The following is an 18142-nucleotide window of genomic DNA, read 5'->3' as shown; positions in this document are numbered from 1 at the left end:
TGTAAGTTATTCTACAATGAAAAACAGCGTTAATGGACTATATTGAAGAATAAGCTCTAGGTATCTTGCGCGCGATTGCCGGGAATTTTGTATTGCCCAGATAAGTAATCCAATGTCGACCGAAGGCCGCGGGTGGACAGTCCCGCCAAACGATTGAAGAGAAATCACTCTTTACAAAATAAAAATGATCGGCATCACTCGGGGCTTGGCGTGGCGGGAGTTTCGTCGATGCGTATTCGGGCGTTGTCGCTGCTATATATGCTGTCCTTCGCATCGCCGATCGCCGCGCAAACCTCCGAACCGCTGGCGCTGGACTACCGGTCGGCACAGGAGCGGCTGCTCCAGCGCTCCGACGCGATCGAAGCTTCGGCTGCGTCCCTGCGCAGCAAGGAAGCGCAGGAAGGCGCTACCCGCACGCTTGGCCGTCCTGATGTCGATATCGAGGCGCAACTGCTGGAATATCAGAAAACGCTCTATCTTCCGCTCGGCTCACTGGCCCCTGTGGCGGAATCCTTCGGCATTCGCGATCCGCTGAAGTTCAGCCAGGAACGCACGAGCACCCGGCCGATCGTTACCGCCACCTTGCCGATCTACACCGGGGGGCAGATCAGCGGCACGCAGGCCGGCGCGCGCGCTCAGGTCGCGCAGGCAAAGGCGGATCGCGACATCGCAATCGACAATGTGCTCATCCAACTTGTCCAGGCCTATTACGGGCAACAACTCGCCGAGCGCGCTCTGGGTATCCGCCGCGACGTGCTGGCCGGGCTCGACCGGCACGTTGCCGATGCGGTGAAGCTCGAACAGGCGCGATTCATCAGCCGCGCGCAGCGCTTGCAGGCCGAGGTCGCGCGCGACGACGCGGCGCGCGAATATGAGAAAGCGATCGCCGACCTCGCCACCGCTAATGCCGCGCTCGCGGGGATGCTGCGCGCGCCGGCGGGGGTGCACCCGATCAGTCCGCTAGGAGTCAATTCACGTCCGCTTGAGCCCCTCGTCACGTTCAAGGCCGCCGCACTCGACATGCACCCACAGCTCGCCCGACTGAAGGCGCTGGAGGGACAAGCGGAGGCCGGGGTGACGATCCAGCAATCAAAGCTCAGGCCGACGATCTACGGCTTCGGGCAGTATAATTTCGACCGGCGCAATTCGCTTCTCACCGATCCCGACTGGTCGGTAGGGATCGGTCTGAAATACAAGTTGATGTCGGGTGCCGGGCGGCAACAACAGGTGGAGGCAGCGCGCGAGACGGCGGCGCAGGCCGATGCCGGGTTGCGCGAGGCGCGCACCCAGATCGAAATCGGCGTCACCAAGGCGTGGAGCGAGGTGGAGGCGGCCCGCAGGCGCTTCTTGCTGCTCGATAGCACGCAAGCCTCGGCCACGGAGAATTTACGACTCCAGACACTGTCTTATCGAGAGCAGCAGGCGACTTCGCTCGACGTGATCGACGCCCAACTCGGGCTTGGCCGCGCGCGCATCCAGCGCGCGCAGGCGGCCAATGATTATGTGCAGGCGCTCGCCCAGTTGCTCAGCATGAGCGGACAGATATCCCGGATACCGGACTATCTCGCGCGGGCCGACAAGGTGATCCCATGACCGATACCGAAATCGACGAAGTGCCGCCGTCCGCAGACTTGCCAGCGCCCGCGACGCGCCGGCCGGTGATGATCGTCGTGGCGGTCGTGATGGTGGTGCTGCTCGCCCTCGGTCTGTGGCTCAGTTACCGACCGGCGCCGGTCCAGATCCAGGGCATGGTCGACGCGCGCGAGATACGGATCACCAGCAAGGTGACCGGTCGGATCGCCGACTTTCATGTCGAGGAAGGGCAGCCGGTCAAGGCCGGGCAATTGCTCTACACGGTCGCTAGCCCCGAAGTCGCCGCAAAGTCCGAACAGGCGGGTGGTGCGCTCGCGGCGGCGCAGGCGGTGGAGAGCAAGGCGGACGAAGGCGCGCGGCCGGAGGATATCCGCGCGGCCGAGGCGCAATGGCGCCGCGCGCAGGCTGCCTCGGCCCTTGCCCAGACCACCGATGCGCGCACTCGCAGGCTCTTCGAACAGGGTGTGCTCGCCGGCCAGAAGGCGGATGAGGCGCGCACCAATGCCATCGCCTCCGCCGAGCAGGCCAAGGCGGCGCGCGCGCAATATGATCTCGCGTTGGCCGGCGCGCGACAGCAGGACAAGGCGGCCGCGACTGGGCAGGTGCAGCAAGCGCGCGGCGCGGTGGCGGAAGTGAAGGCGGCGGCTGACGAAACCCGCGTCATCGCCCCAGCGGATGGCGAGGTCGGCAAGCGCCTTGCCCAGCCTGGCGAACTGGTACCCCAGGGCTTCCCCGTATTCACCCTTACCGACACTGCGCATCCATGGGTGACGCTGAACGTGCGCGAGGATCAACTCCAGGGCCTCGCGCGCGGCAAGGAATTGGACGGCACGATCCCGGCGCTTGGCAACCGCCGAGCGCGTTTTCGCGTGATCTATACCGCGCCGGCGGGTGACTTTGCGACCTGGCGCGCAACGCGGCAATCGAGCGGATTCGATATCAAGAGCTTTGAGGTACGTGTCGTGCCCGTTGCGCCGGTCGAGCGGTTAAGGCCGGGTATGACCGTGCTATTCGACTGGCCGGTGTAAACATGGCGGAGGGCGCCTTCGGCAGTGCGCTTCGCCGGGAAATGCGTTTCCTCGCTGCCAGTTTCTGGGATCTTGCGCTGGTGACATGGGTGCCGCTGCTGTTGATGGCAGCGGTGGCGATCCAGCTTTCCGCGGGCGTGATGCGCGACCTGCCAATTGCGGTGGTCGATCAGGATGGCACCACCGTCTCGCGCGAACTGACCCGCCGGCTGGACGCCGCGCCGGGGCTGCACGTTGTGGCACAGGCGACGGACATGAAAGAGGCCGAACGGATTGTGCGCTCCAATCGCGCCTATGCGGTCGTGCTGATCCCGACGGATACCGAACGCTCTGTGTTGCGTGGGACGACCGGCAGCATCATCACCTTCTACAACGCCAGTTATTCGACCGCGTCGGGGGCCGCGCTGCGTGAGGTGGGCAATGTCGTGCAGGGCTATGCCGCGACACTTGCCGCCGAGCAAAGCACCGTCGTCGTCGGGCCGGGTAAAGTGCGTCGTCCGCCGGTCGCCGCCCGGAGTATCGTCCTGTTCAATCCGCAGGGCAGCTACGAACTGCAACTCGTGGCATTGATCCACCCGGCGTTGCTGCACCTCATTTTCATGGTTGCCGTGTCGAGTGCTCTGGGCCGCGAATTGCGCGACGGTACGATCGGCGCATGGATCGGCGGGAATAGTAGGCGGCGGGCGGTCTTGGCGGTGATGGGCAAGCTGACGCCGTATCTCGTCATATTCACAGGCTGGGGACTGCTGGCGACCGGCTATCTCGCCGGGGTGCGGGGCTGGCCTGTCGTGGGCAGCGTGTTGCTGCTGCTCGTCGGCTACGTCGCGATGTACCTCGCGTATATCGGCGTGACATTGCTGGTCGTCGGACTCACCCTGTCGATGGGCAGGGCGCTATCGATCGCCGGACTTTACGCGGGAGCATCCTTCGCCTTCGCCGGTGCGATCTTTCCGCTCGAATCCGCTTCCGCCTTCGCGCGATTGTGGAGTTTGCTGTTGCCTTATTCGGCATTCGCCAAGCTGCTGGCGGAGCAATGGATCATGGGTGCGTCAGTGATGGATTCGCTGTGGCAGGTGCTCGTCATGCTCGCCTTCCTGATCGTCGGGGCGGGTATCGGATTGCCGCGCTACCTGGCGGCCGCGCGGCGGCCGGAAACATGGGGGCGGCGATGATCGGCAGGGCGTTCCTCGCGACCTTCCGCGCGATCTTTGCCGACAGTTCGGTGCTCTTGCTCCTGATCGGATCGTGCATCCTCTATTCATTCTTCTACCCCGCCGCCTATTCGGGTGAAGTGCCGGTCAGGATGCCGGTCGCGGTGGTCGATATGGATCACAGCGGTACAAGCCGCGCGCTGGAGGCCCGGATCGGCGCGCTGCAACAGGCGGAAGTGATCGCGCGGCTTCCTTCCCCCGCAGTCGCGCTACGCTGGCTGAAGGGGCGGCGGGTGAGCGCTATCGTCGTTATCCCGGAAGGGTTCGAGCGGCGCATCCTGACCGGAAGCCAGGGTACGGTCGCACTGTACGGTAACGGGGCCTATCTGCTGCGCAGTTCGACCGCGCTGGCCGGCATAGGTGCTGCGCTGGGATCGATCGGGCGCGATGCCGCGCTCGCTCAGGCAATGGCCAGCGGTGCGCCCGCCCCGGTGCCGTTGACGATGATCCAGCGCCCGCTCTTCAACACACGCGAAGGCTATGGCAGCACTATCTTTCCCGGTGTCGCGTTTCTGATCATTCAGCAGACCTTGCTGATGGGCCTTGCGACACTTGCCGCGACGATCCGGGAAACCCAGGGGCCACTCGGCTTCGCGCCGCGCAGCCTGCTTGGCATCGCGCTGGCCTTCTTCCTCATCGGTTGCGCGGACATCGCTTATGTCACCGGCTTTGTGTTCTGGTTCCAGGATTACCCGCGCGCGGCCGCCGATCCGCTGACGTTGGTCGTATCGGCCGCATTGTTCGTATCCGCGACGGTTGCCGGCGCACTAGCGCTGGCCAGCTTCTTTCGCACGCGTGAGCGTCCGATCCAGTTATGGATCGTCACCTCGGTGCCGATCTTCTTTCTGTCCGGCCTGTCCTGGCCGGGAGAAGCCACGCCGCACTGGCTGTCGCTCCTGGCGCGGCTCCTGCCGACGACCCCTGGGATCAAATTGATGGTGGGCGTCAACCAGATGGGCGCGACGTTGGGTGAGCAGCGCGGCGAGTTAATCAATCTCCTGCTGCTCACCCTCTTTTACGGCACGATCACAGTGTTGCGATACCGGATCCGCGAAGCGGCATGACATACCGACCCGCCTCGACCTGCGGATGCCGACGGGCGTACCGGGCGATGGATTTTTGGAACGGGTGATCAACGATCCACCGGACCACCCAAACGATCCATGAAGAAGCGCATGATACGCTCCACGCCATAGGGTTCGGCGCCCACATGATGCGGAGCGTCGGGAACGACGAGCAAATCGAATTGTTTGTTTGCGCGAACCAGGGCGTCGATCAGCTTGAAGCCCGAACGCAAGGGTACGATCTCATCGACTCCGCCATAGATAAGAAGGAGATCTCCCTTCAATTGATCGGCCATGCGAACATTGCTGATGAGGTCGAAATACTCTCGTGCCTGTTTGGATTGTGACGGAACGCCGAAGAAGCGCTCATTGCTTGTGTCGCCAGGGAAATCGATCCATTCCCCCGGGCCGACGCTCGATACGCAAGCCTTGTAAAGATCCGGGTGGAGCAGCATTGATCGAAGGGATCCGTAGCCGCCAAAAGACTGTCCGGTGATGCCGACCCGGTCCAGATCCAAATATGGTCGCGTCTTGCCCAAATTGCGAAGCGCCGCTGCGTGATCGGCTGATCCGAAAGGATCGTCGGTTCCACGAAATGCATCGCGGAACTCTCTTGATCTGTAGGCGGTGCCTCGGCCATCGAGATAGACCACGATGAAACCGAGTTCCGCAGTCGCCTGAGGCTGCATGTAGTTGAGATAACCGCGAAAAGTCGAGGGAGCGAATTTGCCTTGCGGTCCTGGATATGTCTGTTCGATGACGGGATATTTCTTGTTCGGATCGAAATCCCTTGGCTTGTAAATGACGCCGTAAAGATCGGTCCTGCCGTCCGCGGCCTTGGTGACGAATTGCTCCGGTGGCGCCCAGCCGGTGGCGCGCAAGGCGCTGTCGTCGGCTTCGGCCAGCTTGCTCACCAGTTTCCCCGATGCCGCGCGAATGACAAATCGAGCCGAGGTCATCGCTGTCGAAAAGCTGTCGACAAAATATCGGCCACTGGGGGAAAAATCCGACCCGGGTTGCGGGCCTTCCCAGAAATCATGATCCGCGTCGAATTCGTGATCGGCATCTTCGGGCGTCAAAAGCTGTGGCGTGCCGCCATCAAGGCTGACCCTGTAGAGATGGCGGTAATAGAGATTCCGCCCGCTCTCGCGGCCCGTTGCTGTAAAATAGACCTGCCGGTTCGCCTCATCGATATGAACAAGATCGGCGACGACCCAGGGGCCTTTGGTCAGTTGGCGCTTCACAGTACCGGTGGTGACATCATAGAGGTACAGATGCCCCCAGCCGTCTCGTTCGGAATACCAGATCGCTTCTCGCCCGTTCTTCAGGACATCAACATTGGGGCGCGCATAGTCATAGGGGTTGAGGCGAAGGCTGAAGCGCCCCGTTTCCGTCACGACGTCGCGAACCTCGCCGGTTTTCGTGCTGATCTGGGTGAGCCGATAGCGCGTGCCGCCCCGATTTGCGGAGATGATGAAGGCATCCCCGGCGGTATCCCATCGAATGAAACCGCCCAGGGTGAAATAAGGGAGCGCCCAATCGTTGATCGATTGAGGATCGAGCTTCACGGGCGTCGTCGTGCCCATGCGAACATCGATGATCGTCATAGCGCTGTTGGCGCGCTGCGGATCGTTCGGTACTGCCGCGTGCCGGACATGCATGACCGGATCAGTCCGATCGGGGGGAAGATATTCGGTCAGAACCAGGCGCGCGGGTATGGCGCGAAGATCCTGCCGCAGGCCCAATATGTAATGGCCATCCGGAGACCAATGTACGCCAAGGAGCGGTGCTGGTGCCCCTGCGCGCCGGAGTTCGACCTTGGCCTCGTCGATATAGGCGTCGGTGTCACCATAGGCGAAGTCTTCGACACCATCGTGCGTCAGTTGCCGCTCCTGCCCCGTGGAAAGCTCGCGTAGCCAAAGATCGTGGTCGCGCCGGAAAACCGCATTTTTGCCGTCAGGCGACAGAATTAGATTGCCAGGCCGATCCGCATCGGTGCGACGCGCGCACACGATCTTTTCGAGATCGCAGCGAAACCGCGCATCCTCTATCTGCACGGTCAATTGTCGCGGATCGCTCGACAGTTCAAGTGACGTGAGCGAAAGGCTGTTTCCTTCGAATGTTTCGCCGGTCGCCTTGCTGAGCGCCATCGCCAGGGCTCGATGATCGAATGCTGGTCGGCGGACGCCGGTGGACGCGTCGACCAGCAGATATTCACTGCCGTTCGCAAGTTCGTGCCGGAACCAGAAGCTATCGCCGGAACCGGTCCAGTTCACCTTGATTGCATGATTGAGCACTTTCTTGCGCAACTTGCCGCTCGTGAAGGGGAGGGCCTTGCTCAGGCGTGTGGCACTGTCCGGGGCGGGGTTGGCCATAACGCCGGTCGCACCGCTGATCAGGCTGAGTGCGAATCCCGCGGCCAGATATGGTCGGAACCGAAAAACTTGACGTCCCATCGCGTGATTAATCCCGTTGCTCTGGTGTGAAAGGCAGGTCGTAAACAGCCGGTCGGTGCAGTGGCGCGCGTCAACTTCAGAATTTCGCCCGCGCATCGATCCCTATCGTGCGGGGACGTCCTGCTGCGATCCGAGGCCGATTGGGATCCTCGATAGCGAGCGGTGGAACGTCGGCCAGGTTAGCGATCTTGTCGAAGACATTCTCGACGAAGAATGTGATGTTGAAACGCCGGAAATCGGTGCCGAAACGCAGATTCGCCAGTTCATAGGCGGGGCGGGTGCGGCCAGTCAGCAAATTGCTGCGACTGAGGCTGCTGCCGACATGGGAGACGTCGCCGTGAAACGTAAGCGGCAATTTGCCGATTGCGAATTTATAGTCGGCGGAACCGGTAAGATTCCAGCGCGGAACCTGTTGAATGCGCGTCCCGGGCGCCAGGATCGCAAGCGCGCCGGGGTCTGTGATCCGGGCATTGGTATGACCTATGCCGGCACCGAAAATGAGGCCATCTACGGGGCTGGCCTGCAACTCGAGCTCGAACCCTTCGCTGCGCGCCCGGCCACCATTCTGATCGATTGAAAAACCGCAAGCGAGCGCAACATTCTGTTGGATATTGGACCAATCGACGCGAAATGCCGTCGCGTTGACGACCAGGTGACCGCTCATGAAGGAGGATTTGACGCCGGCCTCATAGCTCCAGACGGAGTCGGATCGATAGGAGCGGGCGGCCTCGGCGCTTATTCCCAAAGGCTGCCGATCGGCCGCACATACGCTTTCGGAATATCCGTTCGCGCCGCCAATGCGAAAGCCCTTTGCCGCGTTGGCGAACAGATTGATATCGCGGCTTACCGCATATTTGATTCCGAACCGCGGATTGAAGCCGCTCTCACGCTGCACTTCATTGAATGTGCCTGCGCCGGAACCGACAGCCAGCCCCCCCTGACTCACCGTCAAATTCACCGAATTCCGGAAATAACGCAGGCCGGCGATCACCTGGAGTTTGTCCGTGATGTCGAAATTGGCTTCGCCATAGATGGCCTTTTCGACGGTCCTGTTGTCCGCTCTGTAATTGTACAGATCTCCAAGACCTTCGATGATGTTTGGTGGAATCTGCACCCGTCCCGACGATTTCTGATAAAAGGCACCCAAGGTGATCTGGAGGGGGCCCTTGAAGTCGGACGTGAAACGGAATTCCTGCGCAAAGGTTCGCGCGCGGTTCAATCCGCGGAAGAGCGAGGGCGTGGTGGACTCCAATAGCTTGGAGATAGCTTCGGAAGCATTCTCCGAGTCGGATACGTCGCGGTTGAACTGGGACGTCACGGAGATGAATTCCCCGAAATCAGCGCCATAGCGACTGGTTAGGCTGAACAGCTCCCAATCGTCGGAACCGCCCTCGTCGAGATCGAACAGGCGCTTCTGGACAAAATTGTCGGCAACCACATCAGCATAGGGTTGGGCATTGGTTCTCGTGCGCTGTAGAACCACTCGCGGTGTGATGCTGATCGCGTCATCGAGGAATTGCAGACGGGCTGCGATCGCGCCGCCATAGCGCTGCGTCGAACCGACATTGTTGCGGCGGCTGAATTGTGCTGGAGCATCGGCCGATGGCACGCGCGTGAATACGCCTGATTGATAGTCCCAGAATCCGAAGGCGCGTATGCCAAGCGTGTCGGTCACCAGCGGAATATTCACGGAGCCGTCGAGAGTATTGTTCACATTGCCACGGTGCGTGGATGAAATTATGCCATGACCACTGCCGCTAAAGTCATTCAGGTCGGGCTGATGCGTGATGAGCCGGACCGTCCCACCCATTGAGCGAGCACCATAGAGAGTCCCCTGTGGACCGCGAAGCACTTCGATGCGTTCAAGGTCGATAACCTGAGGATCTACGCTGCCAGGGAGCGGCGTTTCGTCCAGATAAACGCCCGTTGTGTTGGTTCCATAGATTCCGCGCAGCGAGATCGCCTGGCCAAGGCCTCCGATGCTTGATCCTCCTTGGGAAAAGGAGAGATTAGGGACGCGCGTTGCGTAATCCTGGAACGAACGAAAGCCTTCCTTTTCGATTTGATCGGCACCCAGAACAGTAATGCTGAGAGGCACTTTCTGAACATTCTGGGCCCTTTTCTGGGCAGTGACGACGATGTCGTCGAGGCCCGTATCCTGCGTCTGCGATGTCCCGCCTTCTTCCGCTTGCTGGGCAAAGGCGGCGGTTGCGGCGGCCTGGGTCATCAGCAAGGCCGTTGTAGCCATAATGCCCATCTTCATTGCCGTGCGCATGATTCGACCTCGAGATAAAAGTGAGAACCATCTCAACTTTTACCTATTTTCTGATCTTGTCAACCACCCCTCACTTTGCCGAAATTCGGCGAGTCCGGCGGCCGGTTCAACCAGGCAAGATGGCATCCGCAAATGCCTTGACGGCGCGCGGGAGGTTTCGGGGCAGAGATTCATTGGGGTAGAGCACGCGCAGCCACATGACACTCGTGGCATCGGCAACCATCTCATCATCGCCATGAAGATTTTGTAATAGCGTGAGAAAATCCCGATCCGGATAGACGATCAGCTTTCGGAGCAGCTCGTCCATCATCGCACCCAGCAGGTAAACCGCGAAAAGGGTCGGGGCCTGATCGATCACCCCGCGTCGCCGTACGACACGGCGAGCCACATGGCCGAACCAGTTGCGATTCGTCCGCTGTACGACCGCTGCAAAATCGGCATTTTCATCACCGAGTTGAAGGACGCATCGCATGAGTCCAGGATTTGCCCGCGCAACGGCAATCCATCTGCGGTTCGCGCGCCGGATTGCCTTGAAAGGATGTTCGGACGTGTCCGCCGCCTCCGAAGGCAGCAGTATGAATTCGTCGAGAAGGGTCGTCAGGACCGTGATTGTGGAATCGGTCTTGTCTTTGAAATAAATATAGAAAGATCCCTCGGCAACACCCGCGCGCGCGGCGATGTCGCCTGCCTTGGTGGCGAGATAGCCCTTCTCCTCGAGCACCTCTGCGGCCGCGATCTTCAGTCGCTCACGCGTGCGCGTGCCCTTTTGCTGCGGCGGGTTCTGCGCGAGCCGTTCTTTGAGGAAGGTGATGAAGGAAGGATTCTCGGGGATCATGGAATCGGCCGGGGTCGCTGGGGCTTGACTTGATTAAAAACTGAGATAGTTCTCATATTAATTCTCCCAAGCCCGGAACTTATAATGAACGAAGCATCTCATACAAATGGCTTTCTATTGGCCGAACCGGGTAGTCTGATCGGAGTGTCGGACTGGATGACGATAACCCAGGCTATGGTCGATCGCTTCGCCGAAGCGACGTTTGACGACGACCCGATGCACATTGATCCAGAGTGGGCACGCGCGGAAACGCCTTATGGCGGCACGATTGCTTTCGGATTTCTCACCATGTCATTGCTGACTCACATGCTTCATACGGTGCAGCCGCGGGACCGACGTTCGCACGTTGCGACCGCCGGCTATTATCTCAATTACGGATTCAATCGCTTGCGGCTCATCTCGCCGGTACCGACGGGCAGTGCCGTGCGCGGCCGGTTCGAGTTGGTGGATCGCCGCACGGATGAGCGGGGACGCTCGCAAATGACGATTGGCGCGACCGTCGAGATAGAGAATGGAGAGAAACCGGCGTTGGTGGCGGAGTGGCTGTCGGTATGGGTTCCTCCCAAGGGACATCAAGGGGCGTGAGAGTCATGCCGGATGACGGTCGGTACGCCGGACGGATCAGCGATTTCGTGTTTCTTCGCGCACGTGATCAGCCGGACGCCATTGCGCTCGTGCTCGATGGCCGCCGCTGGACTTATGCGGCTTTGGCTTCGGCTATAGACTCTCTGGCACGCGCCATGATTGCAGCCGGCCTGGTCAGGGGTGATCGTGTCGCAACATTGCAGACTCCGCATCCGGATTACCTGATCGCACTTCTCGCAACTGCCTCCATCGGTGGCATTTGGGTTGGACTGAATCCAAAGTATCAGCTCGCCGAACTCCGGCATGTCCTGGAGGATGCGGAACCGAAGTTATTCCTCGCCCGCAGCCAGGTGGGAGGGCGCAGCTACGAGCAGGAGCTGGTCGGCCTGTGCCGCGATCTTCCGACAATTCAGAAGCTCGTCATCTTTGATGGCGACCCTGATGTGCCAGGTGCGGATATGATGGCCGAGTTCCTTCACGGTGGTCATATGATCTCCGGTGAACGACTTCGGGAGGCGCAACAGGGGGTCAGCGCGCGCCTGCCATGTCTGATCGTCTATACCTCGGGATCGACCGGCCAGCCGAAAGGGGCGGTTCTTCATCATGCGGGGATTGCTGAATTCTGCATGGAGCAGAACCGGCTCTGGCCGCTCGATCCACACAGGGTGGTGAGCTATTTCCCTATCAATCATATCGGTGGTGTCGTGGACACCGTATTGCCGTGTATCGCGGCGGGCGGCACGGTCGTCTTCATGGAGCAGTTCGATGCCGCCGGGTGCCTGGCGCTGATGGAACGCGAGGCGGTCACATTCTGGATTTCCGTTCCAAGCGGTTTTCAAATGCAGCTCGGATTGCCGAACTTCGCTGACTACGACCTCTCGGCGGTTCAACTCATCGTCTGGGAAGGGGCTGAGATGCCCGCCGACATGATCGCACGCCTTTTGCAGATATGCCCCAAGCTGGCGACCAATTACGGAATGACCGAGGCAACGAGCGCGATCACGGTCGTGGAGCCGACCGGCGATGTCGACATTCTCTCGAACACCGTTGGCCATGCTTTCCCGAATGTGCAGATCAGGCTGGCCGATGCCGAAGGTATTGAAGTCGTCGATGGTACTGAAGGAGAGGTGCAGACTCGGTCCGGTCTCAATCTGCTTGGCTATTGGCGTCGACCGGATGCGACCGAGGCGTGCTTCACGCCGGACGGCTTTTTCCGCACCGGCGATCTGGCCGTGCGCCGACCCGATGGTCGCTATCGTCTCGTGGGCCGGCTCAAGGAAATGTACAAATCGGGGGGGTACAATGTTTATCCAAGGGAAGTGGAGACCGTTCTGGAGCGACATCCCGCGATAGCGCTGGCCGCCGTGGTCGCGCGACCCGACCCGATCTGGCAGGAGGTTGGCGTCGCCTATGTTCATCCATCCGGTGAGGTGAATGTGGAAGAGCTGGAGGCGCATTGTCGCGAGCATCTCGCCAACTACAAGATTCCGAAGATCTTCGTGATCGAGTTCGATCTGCCGATGCTTCCCATTGGCAAGATCGACAAGCAAGAGCTGGTGCGGCGGGCTCATGCGCTCGCGTCCTAAAACAGGCCGGGGCGAGCAGCGGCCCCATCCGGCATGGCCTGCTTCGCGGAGCCCTTTCGTCAATTCGCGGCTGGAAAGTGAGAGAGATCATGGATTTGAATGAAGCGGTTTTGCGCTCGTTTTCGGCCAGCTATGCTGAGGCGCGAGAGCGCTTCCTCGCTGCCGCACAGGCGTCGGACGCGACAATTGCCCATTTCCAATGCCCCGCAAATGGACCTTCCGGGGAAGCGCTGATGATGGATGTCGCGTATATCAAAGGCGAAAGTCCCGATATTGTCGTCATCTCTTCGGGGGTTCATGGCGTTGAAGGCTATGCGGGTTCGGCGGTGCAAATTGACACGCTGACCCGGGGCTGGCCCGCCGATGGACCTAGCCTGCTCCTGATCCACTTCGTCAATCCCTACGGCATGGCCTGGACCGGCAGTGACAATGAGGATGGCGTTGACCTCAATCGCAACTTCCTCGATTTCACTCAGACGCCTGGCCACAATCCGCTCTATGATGAAGTCGAAAGCTTCGTATGCTGCCGGGACGTGGAAGGAGACGGGCGAGCGGTCGCGGATGCCGCGATGAACGCCTATATCGAAGACAGGGGCTTTGATAATTTCATAAGAGCGATCGCCGACGGTCAGCATCATCGGCCTGGAGGCTATCTTTACGGCGGACACGCTCCTGTCTGGTCCAATCTCACTTTGCGCAAAATCCTTCGCGATTACACTCAGGGTGCGCGACGGGTTGCCGTCATCGACGTACATACAGGTCTCGGCGATCGCGGGGCGGCATTGATGCTGTGCATCAACGCTCCCAAATCTGCCGCCGATCGTGCTTCTTCCTGGTGGGACAATCTGGTTCTCGTTCCGAGCGCTGATTTTCCATTTGCACCGGTCGGGACTTTCGTGGGCTCCGTCTGGGACTTCGGTCTGGAATCGGAACTTACGGTCGCCGCGCTTGAGGTCGGCACAGAACCGGTGGCGCGCGCCTTCGGCGCTCTGCGCAATCGCAAATGGCTCGAGAAGTACGGCGTTTTCGACAGTCCGGTAGCGACGCCGATCCTTGAAGAAATGCACGCCTGCCTCGCGCCACGTGATGTCGAGTGGCGAAGCGCGACGCTCAGCGCGGGTCGCGTCGCGCTGGAAGCAGCGGTGGCCGGTGTTGCGCGGGATGGCTGAGCGCTGGCTGGGTGACCTGCAGAGTCGCTCCATGGTTAGGGGCGGAGCGGCATTATTCGACATGTGCGATCTCTCATTCCGAAGTCGTTCTCCTTACTGAGCTTGCCCTTGCCCTACCGGGTCCGTGCTGACGGAAAACTGTCCTTAAGTGACAGAATCAATTAATGAATAACTTTAGGGAGGGGCACGATGTTGCACCTTAACAAATGAGCGGCACGACCATAGACGCGCCACGGAGGCGCTGGTTGAATCGCCGCAACTATGTGCTGCTGATACTGACAACAGTCTATGCGCTCAACATCGCTGACCGATTTGTCCTGGGTACGCTGATTGAACCGATAAAGGCTGAATTTCATTTATCCGACGGCGGGGTCGCGTTTCTGACTGGTGTTGCTCTGGCGATCTTCTACGTCACGGCCGGGATTCCGCTCGGCCTCCTGGCGGACCGGACAAATCGTCGTAATATGATCGCCTGGGCACTTCTCATCTGGTCCAGTTTCACCTTGTTGTGCGGTTTCAGCCAGACCTATTGGCAGCTTCTCCTCGCTCGCCTCGGGGTCGGGGTGGGAGAGGCTGGCGGGACACCGCCTTCGCAATCGTTGCTGGCGGATGAATTTCCCGCCGCCAGCCGTGGTCCGGCCATGTCGATCTTCTCAATCGGCTCCACAATGGGGGCCGCACTCGGAATGGCGGGCGCGGGGTGGCTCACCGATCTCTATGGATGGCGCCAGGGCCTGATCGTCTTCGGTGCGATCGGCCTGCCACTCGCGCTGCTGGTCCGCTTTTCGCTGCGAGAGCCGGTGCGCGGTGCGACGGACGAAGTCCAGCCGGACCCAGCCGTCAGTGCGCCCGGCATCGTCGATACGCTCCGTTTCATCCGCAGGCATCCAGCCGTCTTCCACGTACTGGTTGGCGCGACGATCGTCACATTCTCGGGCGCGGGGCTATTGTGGTGGACCTCGGCTTTTCTCATGCGCTTTCACGGCCTCTCCGCCGGCCAAGCCGGCATGTCCCTGGGGATCATGAGTGCGGTCGGCGGATCGATAGCCATGTTGGGAACCGCCTGGGTCATGGCGCGTCTCGTGTCTCACGATCCACGTTGGCAAGTCTGGCTGGTGGCGCTGGTCAGCATCGCGGCGATCGTCCCCGGAGTCGTTGCCTACTCGACGAATTCGTTCAATGCCGCGACGCTCGCGCTCTGGATTTTCGTACCCGCGAGTTGCATTTATATCGGCCCGACCCTGGCGCTCTGCCAAAGCCTCGTCCCTGCCGAGATGCGGGGCCAGACGGTCGCCATTCTGCTTTTCACCGCAAACATCGCCAATCTGGTGGTCGCGCCGCAACTGATTGGCTCCGCATCCGATTTTGTCGGGCCGTTTCTTAATGATCCGCACCAATCGCTCCGCTGGGTGTTGGTTGCATGCAGCTTCACCGGCGTCTGGGGCGCCTGGCACTATTACGCTGCCGGTCGAACGATCAGAGAGGACATCACATGACGATGGTGATGCTGGTCGTAGCGATGGCCGGCGCCGTACCTGCTGTGGCCAAGATGCGCCACCATCGGCCAGGTGGAAGAGTTCATCATCAACGCCGAGCGCCAGCTTGAGGCCACTAGCGATTACAGGCAGCGCATTGAGTGGGTGAACTGGACCTATATGTCGCAGGCACCGGGTGGCTCGCCGCGCATGCCGCTGCCGACGTATCCCGCCTGGCGTCGAGCCTGGCGGCATCGGCGACGCGCTTCGATCGCATCCCGGGACTTTCTGACGATTTGGCGAGGAAGCTCCATCTCATCAAGCAGGCAACAGTCCTGCCGGCCCCGTCCCGCTTGGGAGCTGTTGAGGAACTGGGCAGCCGGTCCGCAAGAAGTTCGATCCCGGCACGCTCACGTGTCGGCCGGCATTGCCTACATCCGCTATTTTCTTGGTCGTTTTCTTCAATGCCAGTTTCATGAGGCGGCCTGCCGTTAGATCGGCTGGAAGGGGCGGCTTCACCGTTGTTCGGTCTGCGACAGCAAATCCACCGGCGAGCGCATGAAAAAGATGCTGACAATGGGCACCTGCAGATCTTGGCCAGGCGCTCTGGAGGCGTTCACGGGCAGCCGAGAGATCAGTACCGGAGCGATGCTGCGCTATTTCAAGCCGCTGGAAACCTGGCCCCGTAGGCGGGATGCCGGCCTCCAATGCGGCTGGTAGCCCGTAACAGCGCGCGAGCAAAACCTGCGCTCGGCGCGCAAGGCGAAATATCGCGCATGAGCTGTCGCGCTGGAAGATATACTGCTCGGTTCGACGATAACGATCGCCACCGACCGCCGTGTGAGAAACGATTAAAGCTCGATTTCGAGGGCCAGGCCGCCGGCTCGAGCGCGTTCCAGCACGAGTGCTCCGATCGCAATGTCCTGAACTGCTACACCGGAACTGTCGAAAATCGTCATTTGGCGATCGCTGGTTCGGCCGAGGGCGGTCCCGTTGATGACGGCGCCCAGCGGAACGATTTGATTCAGTGCAACACGACCCTCGCGACAGGCATGTTGGAACTCGCCGATCATCACGGACTGCGTAACCAGATCGGTGAACAGCAGTGCGGATTCGACAAGTGCGCCAGGCAGTTCCTGTTTGCCGGGACCGTCGGCGCCCATCGCAGAGATGTGAGTGCCGGGCGCAACCAGCGCGGCGTCGAAAAGGGGCTGGATCGAGGCCGTTACGGTGCAGAGAATCTCGGCCTGCTCCACCGCCTCTTCGATCTTCGCGGCGCGCGCTGGAAGCCCGGCTTCGCAAAGTCGCAAAGCGAGCTGTGCGGCCGCTGCCGGATCTCGACCCCATATCAGGATCTGCTCAAGCTGGCGCACCTGCGCGACAGCCAAGGCTTCATAATAGGCCTGATGCCCGCTTCCCAGGATCGACAGCCGCGATGCAGAGAGAGGGGCGAGATGCTTAACCGCCACGGCGTCGGCCGCGGCGGTGCGCAAAGCCGTCAGGTAACTGGCCGCGATGAAAGCGCAGGGCCGGCCGGTGCGATCGTCGAGCAGGAGCGTGGTGGAGCCATGATTGGCAAGCCCCGCAAGGCTGTTGTCGGACCAATAACTGCCCAGCTTGGCACCCGGATGACGCGAAAGGCCATCATAGCCGGCTTTGACGCCGAGACGTGTGTTGGGTCCCGGGCCAGGCCCCGCGCTGAAGACAAAGGCTCGGCTGAGCCCAGAGTCGAGCGAGGCGAAGGCGCTTTCGACCACGCTGATGGCATCCTCGATGCTGATCAATCGCGCCGCGACGGCTTCGCTGATCACGGCAACGTGCGATGGTTCTGGAGTCGTATGGCGGGGGAGGCAAGGGCTGAGCACGGCTGTCCATTATGGAAATATATATCCAATATGGAAAATATAGAACCAGTAGGGCATGTCAAGCAAAGTGTGGGGGTGATTTTCTCCTATGGCCAATCCGTGGGCGCGTTTCTATCCTTTGGGTCTCCGGCCGCATACGGCCTTATTGGGGCGGGAAAGCACAGCATGAATAGCAAAGCGGCGGCGCGGGATCTTGTCCATGCCCGTGTGCGGGCCCTGCGGATCGAGCGCGGGCTGACATTGGCGGATATTGAAAAGGCGACCGGCTTCTCGGTGTCACTTCTATCGAAGCTAGAAAATGGTAAGATTTCATTGACTTATGACAAGCTCGCCGCTCTTGCGATGGCGCTGCGTATCGATATCGCAGAACTGCTTGCCACGGATGACGACGGGGGGCGGTCGGGATGGGGGCGCCGGATACTTACCAGGGGCGGTGAAGGTCGCGAGGTTGCGACGGGAGCGTATCTGTACCGCTATCTGGGTGTCGATCTGCTCGACAAGCGCTTTACGCCAATCTGGGGAGAGATCGTGGCGCGCTCTGTCGAGGAATGCGGCGGATTCAGCACGCATAACAGCGATGAGTTTATCTACGTCCTTAACGGCGTGCTTGAGCTTCACACGGATACCTATGCGCCGTCGATATTGAGGGCCGGCGATTCGCTCTATTTCGACGGAAGGATGGCGCACGCCTACGTCGCCTCCGGCGACGAGCCCTGCCATATCTTAAGCATCTGCTCCAAAGAAGGGTAATGGCATGTCATTTTAGGATAATTATATCCAATGAGGACAGTAGTTGACTAAATGGAAAATCTCCTTGAGGATGCTGATACCACAAGGAGAGGGGCGGGTTTCGGCCCGTTTAAAAAATGAAAATGATCAGCAAGGCGCGCCGTCGGCGCGGACAAGGTTTTTGCGTCCTCGCAATGCTTCTGGCCGGGGTGGGGCAGTCCGCTCTTGCCCAGACATCCTCCACGGAAAAAGGCGCGGGGAGCGGGGAGGA

General features: G+C 60.5%; 14 protein-coding genes. 10 read left to right on the top strand and 4 right to left on the bottom strand.

Features of this window, described 5'->3' with window-relative positions; translation table 11 throughout:
* The first annotated feature begins 228 nt into the window (after positions 1 to 228).
* From OO12_RS07925 to OO12_RS07910, 4 genes are read left to right on the top strand one after another with little or no spacing between them, the layout of a single operon-like run.
* Positions 229 to 1593 carry a TolC family protein gene (locus OO12_RS07925; protein ID WP_034158137.1) on the top strand — a complete coding sequence of 455 codons (1365 nt, stop codon included), beginning with the start codon at positions 229 to 231 and terminating at the stop codon, positions 1591 to 1593.
* Positions 1590 to 2621, top strand: coding sequence for an HlyD family secretion protein (locus OO12_RS07920; protein ID WP_034158136.1), 1032 nt, complete (start codon positions 1590 to 1592; stop codon positions 2619 to 2621). Before OO12_RS07925 ends, OO12_RS07920 begins: the two co-directional genes overlap by 4 nt.
* A gap of 41 nt (positions 2622 to 2662) precedes the next feature.
* Positions 2663 to 3793 carry an ABC transporter permease gene (locus OO12_RS07915; protein WP_235364710.1) on the top strand — a complete coding sequence of 377 codons (1131 nt, stop codon included), beginning with the start codon at positions 2663 to 2665 and terminating at the stop codon, positions 3791 to 3793.
* Positions 3790 to 4896, top strand: a complete 1107-nt coding sequence (locus tag OO12_RS07910) for an ABC transporter permease (RefSeq protein ID WP_052215665.1) — start codon at positions 3790 to 3792, stop codon at positions 4894 to 4896. The genes OO12_RS07915 and OO12_RS07910 overlap by 4 nt, the downstream gene beginning before the upstream one ends.
* A gap of 68 nt (positions 4897 to 4964) precedes the next feature.
* On the opposite strand, the gene OO12_RS07905 is transcribed toward OO12_RS07910, so the two are convergent.
* From OO12_RS07905 to OO12_RS26790, 3 genes are all read right to left on the bottom strand, one after another.
* Positions 4965 to 7448 carry a S9 family peptidase gene (locus OO12_RS07905; protein WP_082006415.1) on the bottom strand — a complete coding sequence of 828 codons (2484 nt, stop codon included), beginning with the start codon at positions 7446 to 7448 and terminating at the stop codon, positions 4965 to 4967.
* Entirely contained in the window at positions 7429 to 9627 is a 2199-nt protein-coding gene (locus OO12_RS07900) for a TonB-dependent receptor (RefSeq protein ID WP_082006414.1), read from the bottom strand. Before OO12_RS07900 ends, OO12_RS07905 begins: the two co-directional genes overlap by 20 nt.
* A gap of 106 nt (positions 9628 to 9733) precedes the next feature.
* The gene (locus OO12_RS26790) at positions 9734 to 10462 is read right to left on the bottom strand and encodes a TetR/AcrR family transcriptional regulator (RefSeq protein WP_052215653.1); all 729 of its coding nucleotides are present in this window, start codon (positions 10460 to 10462) and stop codon (positions 9734 to 9736) included.
* 84 nt (positions 10463 to 10546) lie between these two features.
* On the opposite strand from OO12_RS26790, the gene OO12_RS07890 reads away from it, so the two are divergent.
* The 5 genes from OO12_RS07890 to OO12_RS29400 all read left to right on the top strand — a co-directional run bounded on the left by OO12_RS07890 (position 10547) and on the right by OO12_RS29400 (position 15997).
* Positions 10547 to 11047: a MaoC family dehydratase gene (locus OO12_RS07890; protein ID WP_052215652.1), complete on the top strand. Its 501-nt coding sequence runs from the start codon at positions 10547 to 10549 to the stop codon at positions 11045 to 11047.
* Between the two features lie 5 nt (positions 11048 to 11052).
* Positions 11053 to 12633: a class I adenylate-forming enzyme family protein gene (locus OO12_RS07885; protein ID WP_034158132.1), complete on the top strand. Its 1581-nt coding sequence runs from the start codon at positions 11053 to 11055 to the stop codon at positions 12631 to 12633.
* Between the two features lie 77 nt (positions 12634 to 12710).
* Complete coding sequence (locus OO12_RS07880; RefSeq protein ID WP_152616315.1) at positions 12711 to 13802, top strand: DUF2817 domain-containing protein; 1092 nt, start codon at positions 12711 to 12713, stop codon at positions 13800 to 13802.
* Positions 13803 to 14008: 206 nt separating this feature from the next.
* Entirely contained in the window at positions 14009 to 15298 is a 1290-nt protein-coding gene (locus tag OO12_RS07875) for a spinster family MFS transporter (protein ID WP_082006412.1), read from the top strand.
* Positions 15299 to 15772: 474 nt separating this feature from the next.
* Positions 15773 to 15997 (top strand): M2 family metallopeptidase, encoded by a 225-nt coding sequence (locus tag OO12_RS29400; RefSeq protein ID WP_152616319.1) that lies wholly within the window; start codon positions 15773 to 15775, stop codon positions 15995 to 15997.
* Between the two features lie 131 nt (positions 15998 to 16128).
* On the opposite strand, the gene OO12_RS07870 is transcribed toward OO12_RS29400, so the two are convergent.
* Positions 16129 to 17088 carry an ornithine cyclodeaminase family protein gene (locus OO12_RS07870; protein WP_034158129.1) on the bottom strand — a complete coding sequence of 320 codons (960 nt, stop codon included), beginning with the start codon at positions 17086 to 17088 and terminating at the stop codon, positions 16129 to 16131.
* 219 nt (positions 17089 to 17307) lie between these two features.
* Here OO12_RS07870 and OO12_RS27950 point away from each other — a divergent pair, with 219 nt between their 5' ends.
* Complete coding sequence (locus tag OO12_RS27950) at positions 17308 to 17892, top strand: helix-turn-helix domain-containing protein (RefSeq protein WP_052215651.1); 585 nt, start codon at positions 17308 to 17310, stop codon at positions 17890 to 17892.
* Positions 17893 to 18142 lie beyond the last annotated feature (250 nt).

Origin of the sequence: Sphingomonas sp. ERG5 (genome assembly GCF_000803065.1) — a bacterium.
GTDB lineage: Bacteria > Pseudomonadota > Alphaproteobacteria > Sphingomonadales > Sphingomonadaceae > Sphingomonas.
Note: the sequence above shows the minus strand (reverse complement) of the source record. Positions and strands in the feature narration are given on the sequence as shown.